Here is a 20,860-nt window from a genome sequence, read left to right on the forward strand (position 1 = left end):
ATGACTGACCCCCAGCACCCGCAGGAAACTGACGTTCCGCTCTTTGACGTGTTCGTGGAAGTGCCCCCCAACACGTCGCTGGAATCGATTCGCAAAGAGCCTTTGTTGCAGGCCGGGTTGCAGTTACAGCAGGTCGAAGCCCTGTTCAACACCTTGCGATCCACCCACCGGGCCAAGGTCGGCGCAGCCGTCACCCGCGAACGCAGCCATGCTGCCAGCAAAAAATTCGCGGGCACGGGGCTGAAAGTGTCCATCTCGCCTGTGCTGGCGCTCGAATCGCTCAACACGGGCGCCATCGACACGCGCTTTTTGTGCCCTGCTTGCGAAAAACGGGTGGTGTTGCCGGACAACCGCCAGTGCCCGGAATGCGGCGTGTTCGTCGACAAGGTCGATGAGGAATTCCTGCTCAAACGCAAGATCCTGCAACAAGAACGCGCCAAGCTGGAAATGCAGGCCGCGCGCGAAACCCAGGAAGCGGCAGAAACAACCCGCAAGGCGCTGGAAGACGCAATGCGTGCGCGCATCCGCGAAGAACTGGAAGCCGAATACGGCATCCGCCGCGAGCGCGAGGGGATATTCCACGGCAAAGCCGGTTTGCTGCGCGTTGCCGGGCTGGTCACGCTGATGGCGGCATCCTTCGTCGGCGGCCAAACCTTCACCAGCGGCAAACTGCCGTGGGAATCCGGCGATGCAGTCTCCAGCAGCGCTGCCAATGTCGACAAGATGCTCGACAAAGGCTTGGGGGCTGCGCCTTCCGGCGGCAGCATGGGCGACTCTGCGGCCACGATGGCCGCCGGGGGTGCTTCGTCGACTACGGGCGATCCCGACATCGACAACGACCCAATGATGCAAGCCATCGGCGGGAACCGCGTCGGCGCCAAGGGTCTGAGCCTGGAACAAGCACTCGGCGCTGCTACGGTCCTAGCCAAGGCTGTAGGCAACACCACGGCGGAACGAGCCTGGGGAGGCGGAGCGCCTGGCGCAGGGGTAGGCGCAATCCCTGGGGCGACTCCCGGCATCGGCGGGGAAGGGGCTGGTGGCGCAGAGCTGCCCACCGTTCCCGTGTCGGCCCGCATCAAGCTCGTGATGCAGTCCGAATTCGCGCAGACGCTGGCGGAACTGGGGCACCGCGCCCGCGCCCTCGCTGTGATCCGGTCGATCCGGGCCAACCCGGCATTGGCCAACGAGCCGCGATTTGTCGAGGAACTCGCCGTCATCGACATCGACATCCAGGCTCGGTCTTTGCAAGCGCAGTCCAACCCAGGGCGCAAAGCTATCGACGACCTGCGCGCCCGCATCGAAGCACTACCCTACTTGCCCCAGCGCGTGCGTTCTCTGGGGCGCGTGGCCGTGATCCTGGCACAGCATCCGGGGATGTCGCAGGAGGTGCCCCATGCTTTCCTGTCGATGGCTGGGGCCTCGCTCAAAACCGTGAACGACGATACCGAACGATCCACGCTGATGGGTGAATGGATGACAGCGATGGCACAGGTATTGCAGACGGAAGCGCAAACCCATGCGCGTTCCGGGCACTGGAACAAGGTACAAGCCCATGCCAACACCTTGCAGACGATGCAGAACGATGCCCCCGACCGCCCCACGGCCCGCATGGCTGTGCTGGCCGTGCGCTCCAGCTTGGCGCAGTGGATGGGACAAGACGCACCCGCCCGCGAACACCTGCAAGCCGCCATCGATTTGGCTGCAACACTGCCCAGCTTTGCGGAACGGGCCGCTGCATTGCGTACCGTCGCACGCCTCGCCGGCCCACATGCCTGGCCGGACATTCAGGCTGCAATCCAATCCTTGCTCCCGCAAATCGACCCCGCAGTAGGCCCGGACAAAGCCGCAGCGCTCACGCAGCTTGCCTTGCTGCACGCAGAACAAGGCGCGCAAGAGCCTTCCCTCCAAATGGCCCAGCGCGCCGAGGCCGCCACCGGGATGACCCCCCCGGAAATGCGCGAAATCAAGACAGACCTCAGCGTCCGGCGCACCCTGGCGCTGGCCCGGGCACAGCACCAGGCCAAGGCGTACGCGCAGTCCGAATCCTTGCTCCAACAAGTCAGTGACTATTTGTATTGATGCGTCGTTCCGTTCCCGCCCACCGTCGCATCCATGCCCCTCTCCCTCGCTGACTTGCCGGATCGATCCCGCGCCACGGTGCGGGCCGTCGTTGCCAACGACCCCTCCCTCGACGCCGGACATCTGCGCAGACTCGAAGAGCTGGGCTTTCTGCCGGGGGAACCTGTCTGCGTACTGCGCCGAGGCCCCGGAGGCCAGGAACCACTAGCCGTGGCCGTGGGTGGAACCCTATTTGCCCTGCGCCTGCGCGAATCGCGATGCATTGAGGTGGATCTCCTGCCGACCCGGAACGCGCCATGAGCGCAGCGGAAGGCCCCGCCCTGCACAGCACCACCCTGCGCAGTATTGCCCTGGTCGGCAACCCGAATTGCGGCAAAACCGCCCTATTCAACCTGCTGACCGGAGCGCGGCAAAAGGTCGCCAACTACGCCGGGGTCACAGTCGAACGCCGTACTGGCATGGCGCACCTCCCCAACGGCCATACGCTCTCGGTCATCGACCTGCCCGGCGCCTACAGCCTGCACCCAGCCACCCCGGACGAGCAGGTGATGCTCGAAGTGATCGAGGGGCGCCGTGCCGGGGAAGATGTGCCCGATGCGCTCGTCGTCGTCGTCGACGCGACCAACCTGCGCATGAACCTGCGCCTCGTCCTCGAACTACGCCGACTGGGCAGGCCGATGCTCGTCGCGCTCAACATGATGGATGCTGCCCAAAAGCGCGGGTTGCACATCGACGTCGAGGCCCTGTCGCGTGAGCTGGACTGCCCCGTCATCCCCACGGTGGCCGTGCAACCCCATGGACATGCCGCGCTGCTCGACGTGCTGATGCATTGGGCCTTGCCGGAAAGCCGTCACGATGTCACGCTCCCCACCGAGCCGATGGCCACCCCCGAGGAACTGCAAGTCGATGTCCGCCGCATCCTCACGCTGGCTTCCTGCAACGAATGCGGCCTGCAACGCTCGCAGATGCTGCTCGACGGCTGGGCTTTGCATCCCTTGTGGGGAATGCTCATCCTGCTGGGAATCCTCTTCCTGATGTTCCAAGCCGTGTTTGCATGGGCGGCGTGGCCGATGGATGCGATCCGCTCCGGCATGTCCTGGGCCGGGGATGCACTCCAGACATCGATGTCGCCGGGGCCACTGCGCAGCCTGCTTGTCGATGGTGTCATCGCCGGTGTAGGCAGCGTACTGGTCTTCCTGCCGCAAATCCTGGTGCTCTTTCTGTTCATCCTTGTTCTCGAAGAGTCGGGATACCTGCCCCGCGCAGCCTTCCTGCTCGACAGGGCAATGGGCAAGGTTGGCTTGTCCGGGCGCGCTTTCATCCCCCTGCTATCGAGCTTTGCGTGCGCCGTGCCGGGCATCATGGCTGCAAGGACGATTCCCCATTGGCGTGACCGCATCACCACGATCATGATTGCCCCGCTGATGACATGCTCTGCGCGGCTACCGGTCTATACGCTGCTGATCGGCACCTTCGTTCCGGATCGGGCATTGGGGCCGTTTAACCTGCGCGGTATGGTGCTGTTCATCCTCTACGCCGTCGGGGTAGCCGCAGCGATGGGGGTGGCCTGGCTGTTCCATCGCTTCCGGCGGGATCGGCGCTACCACCCCCTGATGCTGGAACTCCCCCCCTACCGCCTGCCCACGCTACGCACGCTGGGGCTGGGGCTGTGGGAACGCACGCGAATCTTTTTGGTGCAAGTGGGGACGATCATCTTCGTGCTCGTGGTCATCCTGTGGTTTCTATCAAGCTACCCCACCCCGCCGGAGGGCGCGACGGAACCGGCCATCGAGTACAGCCTGGTCGGGCAAGTGGGCATGGCCATGGCGCCGATCTTCGAACCGATCGGCTTCAACTGGCAAATTTCCGTAGCCATGCTGCCAGGGATGGTCGCCCGCGAGGTAATCGTCGGCGTATTGGGCATCGTCTACGCACTATCCGTGCCGAATGCAGACATCTCCGAATACCTGGGGCCCATCATTGCGCAAAGCTGGTCCTTGCCCACGGCATGGTCGCTACTGGCATGGTTCGTCTTCGCCCCGCAATGCATTTCGACCCTCGCAGTGGTGCGCCGGGAAACCGATTCCTGGCGCTACCCGCTCCTCATGGCCGCATACCAGTTCGCACTGGCTTACGGCGCGGCGTTCCTGACCTACCGCTGCTCGCTGTGGTGGATATCCTGAACACACTGCGCGGGCATTGGCAAGAAGCCACCGTTGCGCTCGTTGTCGTATTCGCCTTCGCCGGGGCACTATGGTGGTTGCTGCCACGGTCCTGGCGGCACAAGCTGCTGCGCAAACCTGGCCCAGCGCCAACGACGACATCGGCGTGCGAAGGATGCCCTATGCGGCGCAGTGGCGGCTGCGGCAAGGGGTACGGCAAAGGGTACGGAAATACAGCGCCGGGCGATCCGCCCAATCTGCAATGACTTCGACCCGCGCCGTTATTTCGGTCTAGCCCACCACAGCCGGAAAGCAGTGGACGACTATTGGGACTCTGCTTTTCTTTGGCCGTCTTGGTGCGCAATCTGCATCAACCAAGCCATATCCAACGGGTAGTTACAGGAGCCAGGCTTGCTGGGTGTGAAAGACCTGTGGTGCAAGGCACGGGGATACACGGGTAGGAAACGCAAGACTTCGTCGAGCGAACCGACTTGTTGAACCGCCCACTGCGGACCCGCACGGTGGGTGGTGTGAGAGCCGGGAGGTAGAAACTCCAAACTCTTGGCTACCCGATTGGGCCTCACGGCGTGCGAGAGAAGAGAATTGTTGCGTGCTGTTGCGAGACTTTGTCTGTGAGCGAGATGCCACCGTGCCAGTAGCTATTGCCATCACGATAGCGGTACTGGAGCGCCTGTAGGCGCTCGCCAAACTTGTCAGGCAGGCGTTCGTAGTGGGGGGAACAATGCGTGTGGTCGGTGAGTACATGCGACGCACAGCGCTGAACCGCGATCGGAAACAGTAATGTTGAACAGATGAGGTCGGCAAGTTGCAACCCGGCATGGTTATCGCTGTGCCCAAACGTGGGTATTTCGATAATGCGGCTGTAGGGATCACCTGCAGCCGCATATCGCTGCGTGAAGACAGAATGTGCGACGTTGGTGTTCTTTCCCTTGTTCCGACTATCTGCTATTACTATGCCGATGTCGTCATTCTGTTCAAGAAAGGTCTGGAAGCTGCGGCACACGGACTGGACAGAGGAGGTGTAGACGGCAGTACCGTCAAAGGCCCCGGGGATGGGCTTCACGAAGACACGACCAACGATATGCGTCCCGTGACGTTCCAAGAGGTCAAGCGCACTGCCTACGACTTGGTGCGCAAACCTGCGTTCGTTCCGAGCGTCTGCCCTTGCCATGCGCCTGATGTCTGAGCCTTTGATCTCAGCAACCATCCAGTCATGGATGTTGGATTCCTGTGGCAGGCGCTTGGGGAAATAGGTCTGCTTGAGCTGGATCCATGCGCGGGTCAGGCTCTCAATGCGGCCTGCTGGGACGATGAGCCCGTTGAGTACGAACGCTGGCTGGACGGCCGAGCCGGGCCCTGTCAGCTCGCCGGTACACCCGGCTTCATCGATGTAGCACACGTACATGCGCATTCCTCCTCGCAGAAACAGCTAAGGCCACTTGCGTGGCCTTAGGATTTGCCGCCAGTGGGCATTGCTGCCCGTTGTTCGGCGGAAACAGTGTACCCCAGGCGGCGGAAAGTGGCCCCCAATGTCAAGACAATTTTTCAGTCGATTTCAGTCAGTCGATATAAGCTGGACCTGTTTTTACACACCACTGCACGGCGTTGCCCCGGTTTTTGTCTTGGTATTCGGTCTCCCTTTCTTCCATCTCCAATGGCTGTTGGTAAGCGAAGCGCGCCAGGCCGAAGGCAAACCCTTATGGGTAAGCACAGGTAGGAACTGTGGAGCTGTGAGCAAGTAAGCGCCATGGCACAGGCTTTCGTACTCGTCATGATTCTGGATTACCTGGATTGAAAGACAGCTTCAATTTTTGTCTTGAATTCGGGGTCTACTTTATTATTCTGAGCGCTAGATGGATTCATATTTTTAAGCCCAAGGCAAATGATCTCATCGAGTAGCCAGGAGTTCTTACCTCCGGTGTTTGTCAAGCAGCTCCCCTCGCCCAGCGGGAAAGAGGCTGTGCAAATACCCGACGCAAAAAAACCGCATGCAAGTTGCCCTGCATGCGGCCCAAAAGGGGAACCGGGGTGGTTCCCCTCCGCCTTCCCACCCCATGCGGGGTAGGAAGGGGTACCGTTTTCAGTGCCCGTAGGCGGATTCGCCGTGGAAGCTGATGTCGAGGCCTTCGCGCTCGGACTCTTCCGGGGCGCGCAGCCCGATGGTCAGGTCGATGACCTTGTATGCAGCGTAAGACACGACGCCAGACCACAGGATGGTGATCAGCACGGCCTTGGTTTGCACCCAGACTTGGGAGACGATGGAATAGTCCGCAGCGCTGATGACGCTGGCGCTGACCCAGTCGGCCACGTAGCCAGGGCCACCCAGCGCAGGGCTGTTGAAGACCCCAGTCAGCACCGCGCCAAGAATGCCGCAGACACCATGCACGCCGAACACGTCGAGCGAATCGTCCGCGCCAATCATTCTCTTGAGGCCATTGACACCCCACAGCCCGGCCAGCCCGGCGAGGAAGCCGATCACAAGCGCGCCGCCCACGCCGACATTGCCCGCAGCCGGGGTGATGGCGACCAGCCCCGCCACGCAACCCGACGCCGCACCCAGCATCGAGGCCTTGCCGCGCATCAGCGCTTCGCCCAAGGACCAAGACAGCACCGCAGCAGCCGTGGCGCCGAAGGTGTTGATGAAGGCCAGCGCAGCAAAACCGTTGGCTTCCAGCGCAGAACCGGCGTTGAACCCGAACCAGCCTACCCACAGCAGCGAAGCGCCAACCATCGTCATCGTCAGGCTATGAGGAGCCATCGACTCCTTGCCGTAGCCGATGCGCTTGCCGACCATGAGCGCGCCGATCAACCCGGCAACGGCGGCATTGATATGCACCACGGTGCCACCGGCAAAGTCCAGCGCGCCGGATTGCCAGATGTACCCGGCCTTGGCATTCATCGCGTCGACGACTTCCGCTGCGGAATATGCATCCGGGCCCATCCAGAACCACACCATGTGCGCAATCGGCGCGTAGGCAAAGGTGAACCACAGCGCCATGAAGGCCAGCACCGCAGCAAATTTCATGCGCTCTGCAAAAGCCCCGACGATCAACGCGCCGGTGATCCCTGCAAAGGTGGCTTGGAATGCCGCGAAGATGATTTCAGGAATGACGACCCCCTTGCTGAAGGTAGCTCCATTGACGAAGGCACCCGCGACGTTGTCCCAAATGCCGGACATCAGCACCCGGTCAAATCCGCCAAAAAATGCGTTGCCCTCGGTAAATGCCAAGCTATAGCCATACACGAACCACAGCACGACGATCAGCGAGAACGTCATCATCACCTGCATCAGCACGGAGAGCATGTTTTTGGATCGCACCAACCCCCCGTAAAACAATGCCAGCCCTGGGATAGTCATCAGAATGACCAGCAGGGTAGACACCATCATCCAGGCGTTGTCCCCTTTGTCTGGCGTGGGAGCAGGGGGGGCCGCTGCCGGGGCTTCGACCTGTGTTGCCGTAGGGGCTGTAGTAGGGGCTGCCGTAGGGGCTGGCGCCACCACGGGTGCAGGAGGCGCCGTGGACTGCACTGCCGAGGCGGGCATAGCGGCAGTGGAGGCCGCTGCGGATACCGCTGGGGCAGCCTCGGATACTGCCGCAGAGGCTGCCTCGGAGGCAAGAGTTTGGGCGTGGGCGGTACTTCCCCAGACACAAAGGAAAGTCAGGCCCAGGGACACAAGAAGTTTTTTCATTGCTGGTCTCGATGTGGAAAACGGAAGGAAGAACGAAAAACCCGGGGGCGGTACGTCGAAGGTTTCAGGTCAAAAACCAAGTCAACAGGCATAGGCCGCGACGCAACCCGGGAAATCCATCGCAAGGCACGGAGGAATGCGTATAGGAAGGCTTACAGGGCTTCTTTGCCGGTTTCTCCGGTACGGATGCGAACGACCTGTTCGATAGGGGTGACGAAAATTTTTCCGTCGCCGATCTTTCCGGTACGCGCCGCGCTCTCGATCGCGTCGATGACCTGTTCGAGCAGCTCGTCGGCAACGGCAGCCTCGATCTTGACCTTGGGCAGGAAATCGACCACGTATTCGGCGCCCCGGTACAGCTCGGTGTGCCCTTTTTGGCGGCCAAACCCTTTCACTTCGGTGACGGTGACGCCCTGGACACCGACGGCGGAAAGCATTTCCCGCACCTCGTCGAGCTTGAAAGGTTTGATAATGGCAGTGACAAGTTTCATGCAGACTCCTTCGATGAATCAATGGGATAAAAGACCCGTGCGGAACCGCAGCCTTCGCGATTCCGACAACCTTCGAGGGGTTGACCCCGTTACTTAAGCAAGGTTCGTACCAGCCTATGCCCCCTACATTGTCCCCCCGATTGCACCAATGCGGTGCATGGCTATGTTCCTCACGTTGGGGGGTTCTCCCTCGAATGGGACAGCCCGGGTGAGCCTCGCGTTCGTACAAAGCCGGGCGCTGGTGGGGATGGCAGCGCCAGCGGTCACGGTAGAAGTCCACCTGTCCAACGGCCTGCCCAGCTTCACCCTGGTGGGGCTGGCGGATGTCGAAGTGCGGGAAGCGCGCGAGCGGGTTCGCTCGGCCATCCTGAACGCGAACCTGGAATTCCCGCACAACCGGCGCATCATCGTCAACCTGGCCCCGGCCGATCTGCCGAAAGATTCGGGCCGCTTCGACTTGCCCATCGCCGTCGGCATCCTCGCAGCGAGCGGGCAAATCGACGCTGCTCGCATCGCCGGCCACGAATTTGCCGGGGAGCTTTCGCTATCGGCAGAGCTGCGCCCGATTCGCGGCGCGCTCGCCATGGCGCTGGCGTCGTGCTCCGCGCAACCGCCCACGCGCCTGGTATTGCCAACGGCCAGCGCGCAGGAAGCCGCCCTCGTGCCCACGGCCTCGGTCTACGGCGCTGCGCACCTGCTCGACGTGGTGCAGCACTTTGCGGCGCAAGAAGGAAGGATCGCAACGGATGCTCCCATCGGGTGCGAACGTGTGTATCCCCTCCCCACGGCGACTGCGGCTACCTACCCCGATCTCGCTGACGTCAAAGGCCAGGCTGCCGCACGCAGGGCGCTCGAAATCGCCGCAGCAGGGGAACACAGCGTGGTGCTCGTCGGCCCGCCGGGGTCAGGCAAGTCGATGCTGGCCGAACGTTTTGCCGGGCTGTTGCCGCCGATGGACTTGGAGGAATCCTTGCAGTGCGCGGCCATTGCCAGCGTGGGGGGGCAGTTCTCGCTAGAGCACTGGGGTCGACGACCCACGCGCCGCCCGCACCACACGGCCAGCGCCGTGGCCCTGGTCGGCGGAGGTTCCCCACCGCGCCCCGGCGAGATTTCGCTGGCGCACCACGGCGTGCTGTTCCTCGACGAGTTCCCCGAATTCCCCAAAACCGCGCTCGAAGCGCTGCGCGAACCGCTGGAGACGGGGACGATCTCGATTTCCCGCGCTGCGCAACGCTGCGAATTCCCCGCGCGCTTTCAGCTCATCGCTGCGATGAACCCCTGCCCGTGCGGGTACCTGGGTTCGGCGCAAGCGCCGTGCCGATGCACCCCAGACCAGGTGGCGCGCTACCAGGGCAAACTCAGCGGCCCGCTGATGGACCGCATCGACCTGCACGTCGAAGTACCCGCCGTCGATGTGCAAGACCTGCTGCACGCACCCCGCTCCGAATCCAGCGCCAGCGTTCGCGCTCGGTGCCTCGCAGCCCGGGAACGCGCGCTGGCGCGGCAAGGCAAGCCCAACCGTTCTTTGCAGGGCGAGGAACTCGACCAGTCCCTGCAACTTGATGCCGCAGCGACCAAACTGCTGCACGCCGCTGCCCAACGCCTGCGCTGGTCCGCCCGCAGTACCCACCGTGCCCTGAAAGTGGCGCGCACTATCGCCGACCTGGCAGACAGCGCCACAACCCAGGCCGCCCACGTGGCCGAGGCCATTCAGTACCGCCGCGTGCTGCGCTCTGCGCCGTGAATGCCCCCTGCGGTGCCAAGATTTGCATCCATGTAGGAGCGACGGAAGTCGCGATAGTGTCTGACGGCTGCACCGATGTGTGAAAACCCTAGCCCGACCGGGGTCGTGGATGTCCACGTCCGCGTGCTGTTGCACCTGCCTGCCTACGGGGAACTGCCCGATGTGCTGACCTACCTGTACGACCGGCCCCTCCCCCCCGGAACCCTGGTGCGGGTTCCGCTGGGCACGCGCAACGTGCTGGGCATCGCGTGGGACGACGACCCCACGCAAGCGCCGCCCGACCGATCCCGGCTGCGCCCCATCGCCCATGTCTTCGACGCGATTCCGCCCCTGGCGGATGCCTGGCGCAAGCTCGTGCGTTTCAGCGCGGCGTACTACCAGCGCTCGATCGGCGAAGTGGCGCTGGGCGCACTGCCCCCGAAGCTGCGGGAACTCGACGCCTCCCCCAACGCACGCAAGCGCCGCAGCCTCGCCCTGTCTGCCGCAGCGCCAGCCCCTGCGGCTAAGTCCGCCGCAGAACTGGCAGACAACCTTGCCGAAGGACTCGCCCCAGAATTCGACGTGGCGCTCACCGACGAACAACGACACGCCATCGCGCAATACCACGCGCACTCCGGGCCGTTTCTGCTGTTTGGCGTGACGGGTAGCGGCAAGACCGAAGTCTTTCTACGCTGCACTCTCGACACCCTCTGCGCAGACCCTACGGCACAGGTGCTTGTGATGGTTCCGGAAATCAACCTGACCCCGCAGCTCGAAGAGCGGTTCCGCGCACGCTTTTGCCCACGCTTTGGCGATGGCGCCGTCGTCTCGCTGCACAGCGGGCTATCCCCCGTGCGGAGGCTGCAAAACTGGCTGGCCGCACACCATGGCGCGGCACGCATCGTCCTGGGAACGCGCATGGCCGTGTTCGCGTCGATCCCACAGTTGCGGCTGATCGTCGTCGACGAGGAACACGACCCCAGCTACAAAAGCCAGGACGGCGCCCGGCACTCCGCGCGCGATCTGGCCGTGTACAGGGGAGCTATCGAACCCGCCAAGGTGCTGCTGGGTTCGGCCACCCCCTCGCTGGAAAGCTGGCACCAATGCCGCCCGCCCGAACAAGGCGGGCGCTACCTGCGCATCGATATGCCCAATAGGGTTGGAGCCTTGCGCAACCCCGGCGCCGGGCTGCCCGTGGTGCGAACAATCGACATGGGCCAGCAACCACGAGGCTGCGTCATCGCCCTGCCCTTGCTGCAAGCCATCGAAGAACGCATCGCACGCGGGGAACAAAGCCTGCTGCTGCTCAATCGCCGTGGCTACGCCCCCGTGCTGCAATGCACGAATTGCGACTGGAAAAGCCAGTGCCCGCATTGCAGTGTGTTCCGCGTTTTCCACAAGAGCGACCGAACGCTGCGATGCCACCACTGCGGGTGTACCGAGCGCGTACCACGCACCTGCCCGCAATGCGGCCATCTGGACATCACCCCCGTGGGGCGCGGCACCGAAAGGCTGGAAGAACAGGTGCAAGAGCTGTTGGCCGGGCTGACCCGCCCCGACGGGAGCACCGTCTGCATCGAACGCATCGACGCGGACACGACGAGACGCAAAGGCGCCCTGGAAGAACGGCTACTGCGGGTGCATTCCGGCGCTGTCGACGTGCTGGTGGGGACGCAGATGATCGCCAAGGGGCACGACTTTCGGCACATTACCCTCGTCGCCGCGCTCCATGGCGATACCGCTTTGTATTCGAGCGACTTCCGCGCCTCGGAACGCCTGTTTGCCCTGCTGATGCAGGCTGCAGGACGCGCAGGGCGGAACAGCGACGCCCCCCACCCCAGCGAGGTGTGGGTGCAAACGTTCTCCCCCGACCATCCGCTATTCGCCGCGCTACAACGGCACGACTATGCGGCGTTTGCCAACGCCCAGCTTGCAGAGCGCCGCCGTGCGGGCCTGCCCCCCTTTGCGCACCAGGCGCTGGTACGCGCCGAAGCCCGCACGCAGGAAGCCGCGCAAGCCTTTCTGCGCACAGCCCGCGATGCCTGCAACGACCTGCCTCCGGCACTGCTGCACGCCGTCACGCTCTACCCGGCAGTGCCGATGAGCGTGGCACGCATCGCCAACGTCGAACGTGCGCAGATGCTGATCGAAAGCCCGCGACGTTCCGCGCTCCAACGCTTCCTTACCGCATGGCACCCACTCGCCCACGCGGCGCACCGCCATCCCGGATGCAAAGGGCTACTGCGCTGGGCAGTGGATGTGGACCCGGTGCAGATTTGACATCGTGCGCTTTGTTCACGCATTTCACGCATATTCCCCCGACGAACACGAATGCACCAATGCAAGCGCGACGTATACATAGAATGCCCTGCGTGGAGCATGTACTCCACGCCTTTTCCATTTACCTTTTGAGACAAACCATGAAGCTGTTTCCGTTCGCCCTTCTTCTTGCCTTCGCTACCACTGCAGCCTTTGCAGGCCCTGCCTGCCACGTTCCCAAAGACAAATGGATGAAAGAGGCCGACTTCAAGGCCATGATCGAAGCCCAAGGCTACAAGATCAAGACCTTTAAGGTCAGCAAGGGTGAGTGCTACGAAATCTACGGTACCGACAAAGAAGGCAAGAAGGTCGAGATTTACTTCGACCCGGCCACGGGTGCTCCGATTCAGCAACACTGAGCCTGGACCCAGCATGGATGAAACAAAGCGTCCCTCGCTGGGTGTCCCCGCTGCCGAAGCGGGGACACCCATCCCACCGATCCCAGAAAACGGGGTGTACGTGTGGGATCTTTTCGTGCGTGTATTCCACTGGAGCTTGGTCTCCTGCATTGCGCTCAACGAATTCGTGCTGGACGCAGGCGGCTTGGCGCACCGCTGGGCCGGGTACGCTGCCTGCGCCCTAGTACTGGCACGCATCGTGTGGGGGTTCGTCGGTACCTCCCATGCACGCTTCAACGACTTCTTCCCCACTCCTTCGCGATTGCTCTTCCACATCCAATCCCTGCTGCGTGGACAGCCCCCCCACTATGTGGGCCACAACCCCATCGGTGCGCTCGTGATGCTGGCCATGATGGGAATCGTCCTCTGCATGGCCGTCACCGGCTGGATGCAAGGGCTGGATGCCTTTTGGGGCGAAGAGTGGCTGATGGAAGCCCATGAAACACTGGCGCACCTATTGCTGCTCTGTGTAGGGTTGCACGCCACCGCAGCCATCGTCATGGGCCGCATCGAGCGAACCGCGCTGATTACGGCAATGGTTACCGGGGTCAAGCGCCGCTACTGAGGCTGGGGTTGCTGCGGGCGTTGTCCCCCACACACTACAGGCGTTTCACCCCACCCTCCCCCGCTGGAGGAGGGAAGGAGAAATTCAACCGCCGTGATACCCCAAAGCCGGTTTGCCGCGCTTTATCCCTGCCTCCGGCACCACGAAAAACGCCACGCTACCCTGTAGCCGTTTTGCCCGGTCGGTAAGCTCCTCGCTCGTGGCGGCCAGTTCTTCCGAGGCAGAGGCGTTTTGTTGCGTTGCATGGCGCAGTTGCGCCATGGCGATGCCAATCTGCTGCACGGATTCCTTTTGATCCTTGCTCGCCACGGCAATGTCTTGGATCAGCGCGCTGGTTCGCTGGATTCTGGGGACGATGGCGGTCAACAAAGTGCCTGCGCGTTCGGATTTCTGCACGCTCTCGCTGGCCAGTTCGCCGATTTCCTTGGCCGCAGCCTGGCTGTTTTCCGCAAGCTTGCGCACTTCCGCAGCCACCACCGCAAAGCCTTTGCCATGCTCGCCGGCGCGGGCGGCTTCGATGGCGGCATTCAGGGCGAGCAAATTGGTCTGGTAGGCGATGTCGTCGACCACGCCGATCTTGGCTGCGATCTGTTTCATCGCTGCCACCGTTTGATGCACTGCCTGGCCGCCCTCGATAGCTTCCGTGCTGGCCGTTACCGCCACGCCGTCAGTGGTATGCGCGTTGTCGCTGTTCTGGCTGATGCTGGCCGAGACCACCTCGATCTGCGAAGTAGTCTGCTCGACGCTGGCAGCCTGTTCGCTGGCAGCCTGGGACAGAGACTGCGCGGTGGTGCTGACCTGATGCGCCACGCCCAACAAGGCGTTCGTGGCCTCGCACACCTCGCCGATCATGGTGGTCAAGTGCTCTGCTGTCGCATTGACGCTGTCCTTTACTTTGGCAAACAGCCCGCTGTACTCTCGTTCCACACGACTGCCCAATTGACCGCCTGCGATGGCTGCCATGACCTCAGCGACGTCAGTCAAGCCCCGTTCGCTGGTTTCCATGAGCTGGTTCATCCCCAGCGCCATCTTGCGGAAGAACCCGGTTTTGCCCTCCAGGCACAGCCTACGGGCAAATTCTCCCCGGTTGGCGTCGGCAACCAAGTCGTCGAGTTCCTGCTCTCCAGCCAGCTCGTCGGTGCGATCAATCCACTGCGTGATGCGCCCAATGGCTTTCCCCTGCGCATCCTGCACGGGGCCGGACACCAATCGCAGCTTGCGCCCCCCTAGCTCCGCATCGATGGTCACTGGGGCATGCAACGCTTTTCCAAGGCGCTCGGCACACTCCCGATCCTGTATCAGCGCAGAAAGCTTGCTGCCATACAGCTCGTCAAACTTCGCAGGGTCTTTCGCAGCCACGCCGATCACCCGGAGCAACTCCTTGGCCCGAGGCGTGGCATGCACCATCTCCCCTGCCGCATTCGCCACGGTCACGCACACCGGCAAGCTATCGAGGGAAAGACGGATTCGCTCGTTGATGCCCGCAGCTTCCCGCGCTTCCTGCATGATGCGCCGCACCTTGTCCATGGCGGCACTGATGCGGGCCTTTTGGCCCGGCAGCCGATCCATCGCCTGCTGGAAATCCCCTTCGGAATACGCGGAAACGAGGCCGATCACCTTGGCGTTGAGCGCCACGTGCGCCCGAACCAGCTCGTTGGTCGAACGCACCATCTCCGCATAGCCGCCAGGAAAGTCTTGCTCCGCCATCTCGAAGTCCATCATGCCCACCTGGTGCTGCGCGAACATCCCGGCCTGTGCTTCCTGGAAGCGGGTCAACACCCCCTGCATCCTCGAAAACGCCAGCAACATGGCATCGATTTCATCGCCACCGGATGCACCGTCTTGCCCTGCGTCGCTGTGCTGGCCCGTCGCCACCGCAAACGAAAAATCGCCCAGGGCAATCGCCTCGGCAGCCTCCTGGGCATGACGCACCTGCAGGGAGATGCGGAGAGACGCCCGCCCGATCAGCGGTAACGCAATAGCCAGTACCCCCAACAACAACAACCCGCCCTGGATCAGCAAATCCCGCTCGACATCATCCCCCACTGCGCGGGAGACGATCGACACGACGACGGCATCGGTGCTCTCGCTCCGGCCCGGCACGGCCACTGCGGCAAACATGTATGACGTGCCGCCAAGCTCGAAAGATCCGGTGTGCGGAACATTCTTGGCCGCCTGTTCCACGATGGCGGCCGCAGCCCCCAGGTCGATCGTCGAAGCATGCAACTTGCCCTGGACGACGAATGCCACGTCATGCGCCGTGTTCTTTTTGAGATGGGCTGCGGTTTCTTTCCGCAGATAGCTGCCGACCTTGACCGTGCCAACAAGACTTCCCTGTGTCACAAGTGGCACCACGGCATCCTGCGCCAGCTCGTGCGACGTGGGGGACACTGCCAATCCACTGACGAGGTTGCGCTGCAACGCCTTTTTCACCAGTTCCTGCTCGGCCTTGTTGTCGCCTTTCAGCTCGGGTTTGTGCCCGCGCATCAGAACGATGCCTTGGGAATCCGTCACCTCCAGCGTCTGGATCGTTGGATCTTCGGAGTGGATGTCGGCGTATTCCTCGGTCAGCAACAGTTCGAGCCGTTCCGCATCTTGGTCTGCAACCACCGTGGCAATGTCACGCCGTCGGCCCAGCATATCTGCCAATAGCGTGACCTTGCCCTGTTGCGCCGCCATCATTTGCGACGCGGCACTGACCGAGGATTCGACCATCTCGCGAGATTCGGTGTCTCCCAACCTCGTTACGCCCCGATACCCAATGCCCAGGCTGATCGCCAACGTCACGACCAGTGGAACCAACGCCAACGCCAGCAATTTCGTTTGGATACGCATCGCCCCCTCCTCCACAAACAAAAGCACGACGTTACCCCAGAATCCGCACTCAAACGCAAGCGGTAGGAGCGACGGAAAACACGGCCACGCCAATGCTGGCCGAGCAATGGTGCTGAATGCACTGCGGGGCGCGCATATCCGGGGTCAGCATGTAGGGGCGCGAGAGCGCATCAAGGATTTTGTCCGCGATGGTGCGTGCCTGGCCCACCGAGGTAGCCGCATCCTCATGCAGACTGGCCAGCGTCACGACAAATTCGTCCCCACCCAAACGGGCGACGGTATCGACTTCCCGCACGCTGGCACGCAGGCGATCTGCCACTTCGATAAGCAACAAGTCACCCACGGCGTGCCCATACTGGTCGTTGAGCGGCTTGAAGTGATCGAGATCAAGCAACATCAGCGCACCGTACATCCCCGTGCGACGGCTGCCGGCAATGGCCTGTACCAGACGATCGTGCAGCAATCGACGGTTGGGAAGCTGCGTCAGGCTGTCGTACTAAGAACCTATTTCAGTAGGGGCTGCGCCATCGCATTGCACGCGGCGGCGGTGCTCGGAATCCTCATGTACCGTAAGTACATTCCGGTTCCTGCGCTCCGGCGCCACGCACACTGCTTTGGCTCGCCTGCCTACCGAAGTAGGTTCTTAGTCAGAGAGCACAGTAAACAGGCTAGAACCTGCGTCGTACCGTAGCAGATACTTGCCCAAGGTTTCGAAGGTCGCCGTGACGGGGGAGCCTGGGTGATCCGCCAAAAACACGTCCGCACTCATCGCAGCGCCGAACAGTAGTTTGACAGGATTGACCCGCACGGGCTGGGCCTCGAAATACGCTTTCTCGTTCGCTTTGAGGACGTCGATGTCGGCAGTCTGGTAGATGGCGCTGTGCAACACGTCCAGCACGAACTCGGTGCAGTTTTGTCTCCCCAAAGTAAAGGGGTTGGCGATCACCGAGTAGTGTGGTTCGTGGAGTCCAGCATACGCAGGCGTTCCGATAAGCCGCAGCAGACGATCTTGCAACGTTGGCGAAGGAACGAGCACCCCCGCTTCCAGCACAGCAACCCCCGAGAAGAAATCAAAGGGAAAGTCTTGCACCAGTGCGCTGCGATCGGGACGGTCGTCGAGCTGATACAGGTTGTGGATCGCGTACCCAGGCAGCTTGCGTCCATCCACCGTCGTGATTTCCGAATAGACGGCGAAGGCCACGTGCGTGAAGTGCATCCCCTGCGGCAATTCGGAAGACGGCCTGCCCATGCGCGCCAGGATGGCGACGCGGGCACCGCGCTCCGCCATCGCCTTCTCGACCTTTTTGGCAAAGGCCCGCACCTGTTCCTGCGTGAAGTGGGGCACTTCCCCCCGTGCGCTACCGGAACCTGACTCCCCCGCTGCCACCGCGACGCGCAACGCCCACAGCAGCGCCAAGCCACACCACAAAGCCCTACCCATACGCTTTTTCATCGGGGCTTCTCCCTCAAGGTGCGGTGGGATCGACGGACTTGTCCGCCGAGACCGGAACATGCAAGGCACGATTCGGCGGAACGACCGCCGTGGCCGTGAAAGTGTCCCCGGCGACAGCCAAGGGGCCGGGAGCTGCGGAACCCCGCACACCAGACACCACTGCTGCCCCCGCGCTGACCATCGCCGCTTCGTGCGCAGACGATGGCACTGCGGAAACAGCCATGGTCAGCTTTCCCGACGCAGCCACGCCATGGGCGGCGCTCGCGCTGCCGTCGGCGCTGGCCCCCCCCGCCAACACCGCCCCCACTGCCGAAGCACCCTGTGCGCCCACGGCGGCGGATGCCACCGCAAACATCGCAGCGCAAATCATTTTTTGCCCACTACACATCTCAGTTCCTTTCATTGAAAAACTAACACCGGTTTGCAACCCCGCCCTTCATAGCGGTAAGCCGTGCCCCCGGCCTGAAGGCCGGTTCAGGATCGTTGCTCGCTTTGCTGAACTTTGCTGAAAACTGCCATCCCGTCGGCGGGCAATGCCAAATCTTTCACGCCACTTCTGTCACGCAGGCTTTTCACGACAGTTGCTTGAACGCCATGATGGCCTGGTTGCGCAAGGTGCGCAGTAGCGCCAGCTCTTTTTCATCGACCGTCAGGCTCCCCTGCTTGGCCTTGTCGGCGTAAATCAACCCAAAGGGCTTGCCTTTGGTGAGCAGCGGAAGCACCATGAAAGTGGGCGCGTTGAAATGCTGGCGGTACCACGCAGGCAGACTGGAAGCGATGCGTGGATCGCTGGCATCGTTGATGAGCGTGTCGGCACCCTTCAGGCACACCGCAGAGAACAAATCCAGCTTGGCGCCTTGACGCAGGGGAACGGCAAAGTGCTTGACCACGCCCTCCACCCCCGCCCCAAGCCCAAAACGGCCTGTGAGCGTATCCAGCCGCGCATCGCGCATACAAAAAAGGATGCGGCGAAATTCCAATGCCCGGTACATGGCTTCGAGGATCATGCGCAGCACATCGACCAGTTTGAATTCCTCGACCATGACGTTGGTGATGTCCTGAATCCCGGCAGCGAGCAAGTCGGTGCGTTCTTCGGATTGGCGGAAGGCCGCTGCGGCCGCAGGGTCGATGTTCACGTGCGTGGCATGCAACTCATTGGCCTGGAATGCGTTGCCTCCCGCGACCTTGGCATCGGCCTTGGCTGGTTCGACGGTGAAATCCTGGAGCAAATGCGCCACCGGCGAGCTTTGCGGCACCACGATGTCCATCGCCCTCGCCAGATCAACCAGCTTGCCACGCGCCTGCTTCGTCATCGACCGCAACGCGTTGCTGGGTAGCCCCAGCACCCTGGTGTAGCGCTTGAAGGTGTGATCCAGGTTTTCCCGCACCGTTTCGGGGTCGGTGTCGAGCATGTCCTGCATCATCTCGTTCGAGGCAGCGGCCATCCAACGCAGTTGCTCGGAAAGATCCGGCATCGGCTGGGATGGAGGATCCCCCTCGGGCTTGAGGATGCAGCGCTGAATCACCTCCGGCAACCCCCATGCCTGTGCCACGCCGGATCCCAGCTCTTCGTAATCCAGCCCGAGCACGCGCTCCGAAGCCGCCGACTCGCTCATCGGATTCTTCTTGTCGTTCATCAACTCCCGAATCGCAGCCGCTTCTTCGGGAAAGTAGAACTGGGTCAGCATCCGCCCCAGGTTGTGGAACATCGCGCCGATAAAGGCTTCTTCGCCATGGCCCGAAGCCTGCCCCATCTCGGAAGCGATCGACGCGGCCATCAACGCACGGATGAATTCTTCCTTGAGGAACTGCGCGTTGTGGCGATCCTGCATGTGATCCAGCAAGACCAGGCTCAGCGCCATATTGCGGATGCCATTGAACCCGACGAGCGTGACCGCGCGCGAGACCGTGCCGACCTTGTACCCCCGCGAATAGTGGGCACTGTTGACCAAGCGCAGGAGCTTATTGGTCAAGGCAACGTTTTTGAGAATTTCGTTGGTGACGCTGCTGATGCTCTCCTTGTCCGAAGCCGCCATGTTCTGGATGCGGATGATCGAATCGGAGAGCGCGGGAAAGTCCGTCTTGTGGCGCATCTTGCGCAACAGAAATTCCAGCGTCCCGCTTGCTGCGCCAACGTTCGCGACCTCGGCCGCGCCCGGCGCAAGCTGGCTGTTGAGCCATTGCTCCAGCGCGTCGTGCATGATTTGCGCGCTGGGGTAGCGCCGCCCAGGCTCGAAGGCAATCGACTGCAACAGGATCGACCGCAACGTATCGTCCAGGCTTGCCAGCAACGGTGGGGGCAGCCGCAAAGGCTCGTGCGCCACCTTATAAATCACGCGGTACGGGTCGTCGTTGGGCACCAAAGGCCGGTCGGACAACGACTGTGCCAGCAGCAGCCCAGCGCCATACACATCCATCAGCGGGGTGACGGGTTCGCCACGCGCTGCTTCCGGCGACATGAAATTGGGTGTCCCCGCTGCGTCTTTGCCTTGGGCAGAGCCCGCTTCTTTGTTGACACGCGCCGCGATGCCAAAGTCCATCACCCTTGCACGCCCGGAGTCGTCGACGATGACGTTGGAAGGCTTGAGGTCGCGATGCACCACACCCAGCGCATGGGCGGCAATCAATGCGGAAAGCACGTCCAGGACGATACGCACCGCACGCTGCACCGGCAAGGAGCTTTTTTTGGTGAGCGCCTCCAGGGTTTTGCCCTGCGCGAACTCGAAGACGAGGTACGGCTGCTGATCCTGCACGTCGGCTTCGAACACGGGAACGACGTTGGGGTGCGTCAGACGGCTGACGCTGCGCGCCTCCTGCAACCACTGCGCGATAACTTGGGCATCGGCACCCCGGCCCATCTTCAACAATTTGATGGCAACTTCGCGCTCCAGTCGGGAGTCGAAAGCCAGCCATACCTGCGACTGCGCGCCTTGCCCAAGCAGCTTCTTGAGTTCGAAACGGCCCAAAGTCGTCCCTGGCTGTGCGTACATCAGCCCCGTACTCATTCGTCTGAGGGTGGAGAGAGGGGAGAAATCAGCCATAGGGAATGCAGCCTGGGTGTGCGGCGCGGCGAGGGATTCTCGCATCCACATTCCACGCCATATCGCGTGAAAAACCCCCTGT

At 62.3% G+C, this 20,860-nt stretch carries 16 protein-coding genes; 8 read left to right on the top strand and 8 right to left on the bottom strand.

Annotated elements, in window-relative coordinates:
- From CENROD_RS05465 to CENROD_RS05480, 4 genes are read left to right on the top strand one after another with little or no spacing between them, the layout of a single operon-like run.
- A complete protein-coding gene (locus tag CENROD_RS05465) occupies positions 1–2,079 on the top strand; it encodes a hypothetical protein (protein ID WP_022772217.1) in 2,079 nt (692 codons plus the stop codon).
- 33 nt (positions 2,080–2,112) lie between these two features.
- Complete coding sequence (locus tag CENROD_RS05470) at positions 2,113–2,379, top strand: FeoA family protein (RefSeq protein WP_022772221.1); 267 nt, start codon at positions 2,113–2,115, stop codon at positions 2,377–2,379.
- Complete coding sequence (feoB, locus tag CENROD_RS05475) at positions 2,376–4,262, top strand: ferrous iron transporter B (protein ID WP_022772225.1); 1,887 nt, start codon at positions 2,376–2,378, stop codon at positions 4,260–4,262. Before CENROD_RS05470 ends, feoB begins: the two co-directional genes overlap by 4 nt.
- Entirely contained in the window at positions 4,250–4,507 is a 258-nt protein-coding gene (locus tag CENROD_RS05480; protein WP_151194591.1) for a hypothetical protein, read from the top strand. The genes feoB and CENROD_RS05480 overlap by 13 nt, the downstream gene beginning before the upstream one ends.
- Positions 4,508–4,821: 314 nt before the next feature.
- On the opposite strand, the gene CENROD_RS05485 is transcribed toward CENROD_RS05480, so the two are convergent.
- The 3 genes from CENROD_RS05485 to glnK form a co-directional block, all read right to left on the bottom strand.
- Positions 4,822–5,667: a DUF3800 domain-containing protein gene (locus CENROD_RS05485; protein ID WP_022772234.1), complete on the bottom strand. Its 846-nt coding sequence runs from the start codon at positions 5,665–5,667 to the stop codon at positions 4,822–4,824.
- Positions 5,668–6,342: 675 nt separating this feature from the next.
- Positions 6,343–7,953, bottom strand: coding sequence for an ammonium transporter (gene amt / locus CENROD_RS05490; protein WP_022772238.1), 1,611 nt, complete (start codon positions 7,951–7,953; stop codon positions 6,343–6,345).
- Positions 7,954–8,105: 152 nt separating this feature from the next.
- Entirely contained in the window at positions 8,106–8,444 is a 339-nt protein-coding gene (gene glnK / locus CENROD_RS05495) for a P-II family nitrogen regulator (RefSeq protein WP_022772242.1), read from the bottom strand.
- Between the two features lie 208 nt (positions 8,445–8,652).
- Between glnK and CENROD_RS05500 the strand changes: the two genes are divergently transcribed.
- From CENROD_RS05500 to CENROD_RS05515, 4 genes are all read left to right on the top strand, one after another.
- Positions 8,653–10,188, top strand: coding sequence for a YifB family Mg chelatase-like AAA ATPase (locus CENROD_RS05500; protein ID WP_041194145.1), 1,536 nt, complete (start codon positions 8,653–8,655; stop codon positions 10,186–10,188).
- A gap of 75 nt (positions 10,189–10,263) precedes the next feature.
- On the top strand, positions 10,264–12,447 hold the full coding sequence (gene priA / locus CENROD_RS05505) for a replication restart helicase PriA (protein WP_022772250.1): 2,184 nt from the start codon (positions 10,264–10,266) through the stop codon (positions 12,445–12,447).
- Positions 12,448–12,587: 140 nt separating this feature from the next.
- Positions 12,588–12,845, top strand: a complete 258-nt coding sequence (locus tag CENROD_RS05510) for a PepSY domain-containing protein (RefSeq protein ID WP_022772254.1) — start codon at positions 12,588–12,590, stop codon at positions 12,843–12,845.
- A 13-nt stretch (positions 12,846–12,858) separates the two neighbouring features.
- Entirely contained in the window at positions 12,859–13,449 is a 591-nt protein-coding gene (locus CENROD_RS05515) for a cytochrome b/b6 domain-containing protein (RefSeq protein WP_022772258.1), read from the top strand.
- Between the two features lie 84 nt (positions 13,450–13,533).
- On the opposite strand, the gene CENROD_RS14300 is transcribed toward CENROD_RS05515, so the two are convergent.
- The 5 genes from CENROD_RS14300 to CENROD_RS05540 form a co-directional block, all read right to left on the bottom strand.
- A complete protein-coding gene (locus CENROD_RS14300) occupies positions 13,534–16,284 on the bottom strand; it encodes a methyl-accepting chemotaxis protein (protein WP_022772262.1) in 2,751 nt (916 codons plus the stop codon).
- Positions 16,285–16,333: 49 nt separating this feature from the next.
- Entirely contained in the window at positions 16,334–16,747 is a 414-nt protein-coding gene (locus CENROD_RS05525; protein WP_041193306.1) for a GGDEF domain-containing protein, read from the bottom strand.
- 180 nt (positions 16,748–16,927) lie between these two features.
- Positions 16,928–17,737: a DUF2145 domain-containing protein gene (locus CENROD_RS05530; protein ID WP_022772274.1), complete on the bottom strand. Its 810-nt coding sequence runs from the start codon at positions 17,735–17,737 to the stop codon at positions 16,928–16,930.
- Between the two features lie 13 nt (positions 17,738–17,750).
- Positions 17,751–18,125 carry a hypothetical protein gene (locus CENROD_RS05535; protein ID WP_022772278.1) on the bottom strand — a complete coding sequence of 125 codons (375 nt, stop codon included), beginning with the start codon at positions 18,123–18,125 and terminating at the stop codon, positions 17,751–17,753.
- A gap of 184 nt (positions 18,126–18,309) precedes the next feature.
- Positions 18,310–20,823, bottom strand: coding sequence for a serine/threonine protein kinase (locus CENROD_RS05540; RefSeq protein WP_238551831.1), 2,514 nt, complete (start codon positions 20,821–20,823; stop codon positions 18,310–18,312).
- Positions 20,824–20,860 lie beyond the last annotated feature (37 nt).

The organism is Candidatus Symbiobacter mobilis CR (assembly GCF_000477435.1).
In the GTDB taxonomy this organism is placed as follows: Bacteria; Pseudomonadota; Gammaproteobacteria; order Burkholderiales; family Burkholderiaceae_C; genus Rhodoferax; species Rhodoferax mobilis.

Bases quoted from the DNA above. Each gene is read 5' to 3' on its own strand.
- priA (WP_022772250.1), top strand. From the start codon at position 10,264: ATGTGTGAAAACCCTAGCCCGACCGGGGTCGTGGATGTCCACGTCCGC.
- CENROD_RS05540 (WP_238551831.1), bottom strand. From the start codon at position 20,823: ATGCGAGAATCCCTCGCCGCGCCGCACACCCAGGCTGCATTCCCTATG.
- feoB (WP_022772225.1), top strand. From the start codon at position 2,376: ATGAGCGCAGCGGAAGGCCCCGCCCTGCACAGCACCACCCTGCGCAGT.
- CENROD_RS05515 (WP_022772258.1), top strand. From the start codon at position 12,859: ATGGATGAAACAAAGCGTCCCTCGCTGGGTGTCCCCGCTGCCGAAGCG.
- CENROD_RS05470 (WP_022772221.1), top strand. From the start codon at position 2,113: ATGCCCCTCTCCCTCGCTGACTTGCCGGATCGATCCCGCGCCACGGTG.
- CENROD_RS14300 (WP_022772262.1), bottom strand. From the start codon at position 16,284: ATGCGTATCCAAACGAAATTGCTGGCGTTGGCGTTGGTTCCACTGGTC.
- CENROD_RS05535 (WP_022772278.1), bottom strand. From the start codon at position 18,125: ATGTGTAGTGGGCAAAAAATGATTTGCGCTGCGATGTTTGCGGTGGCA.
- CENROD_RS05510 (WP_022772254.1), top strand. From the start codon at position 12,588: ATGAAGCTGTTTCCGTTCGCCCTTCTTCTTGCCTTCGCTACCACTGCA.
- CENROD_RS05530 (WP_022772274.1), bottom strand. From the start codon at position 17,737: ATGAAAAAGCGTATGGGTAGGGCTTTGTGGTGTGGCTTGGCGCTGCTG.
- CENROD_RS05465 (WP_022772217.1), top strand. From the start codon at position 1: ATGACTGACCCCCAGCACCCGCAGGAAACTGACGTTCCGCTCTTTGAC.
- glnK (WP_022772242.1), bottom strand. From the start codon at position 8,444: ATGAAACTTGTCACTGCCATTATCAAACCTTTCAAGCTCGACGAGGTG.
- CENROD_RS05485 (WP_022772234.1), bottom strand. From the start codon at position 5,667: ATGTACGTGTGCTACATCGATGAAGCCGGGTGTACCGGCGAGCTGACA.
- amt (WP_022772238.1), bottom strand. From the start codon at position 7,953: ATGAAAAAACTTCTTGTGTCCCTGGGCCTGACTTTCCTTTGTGTCTGG.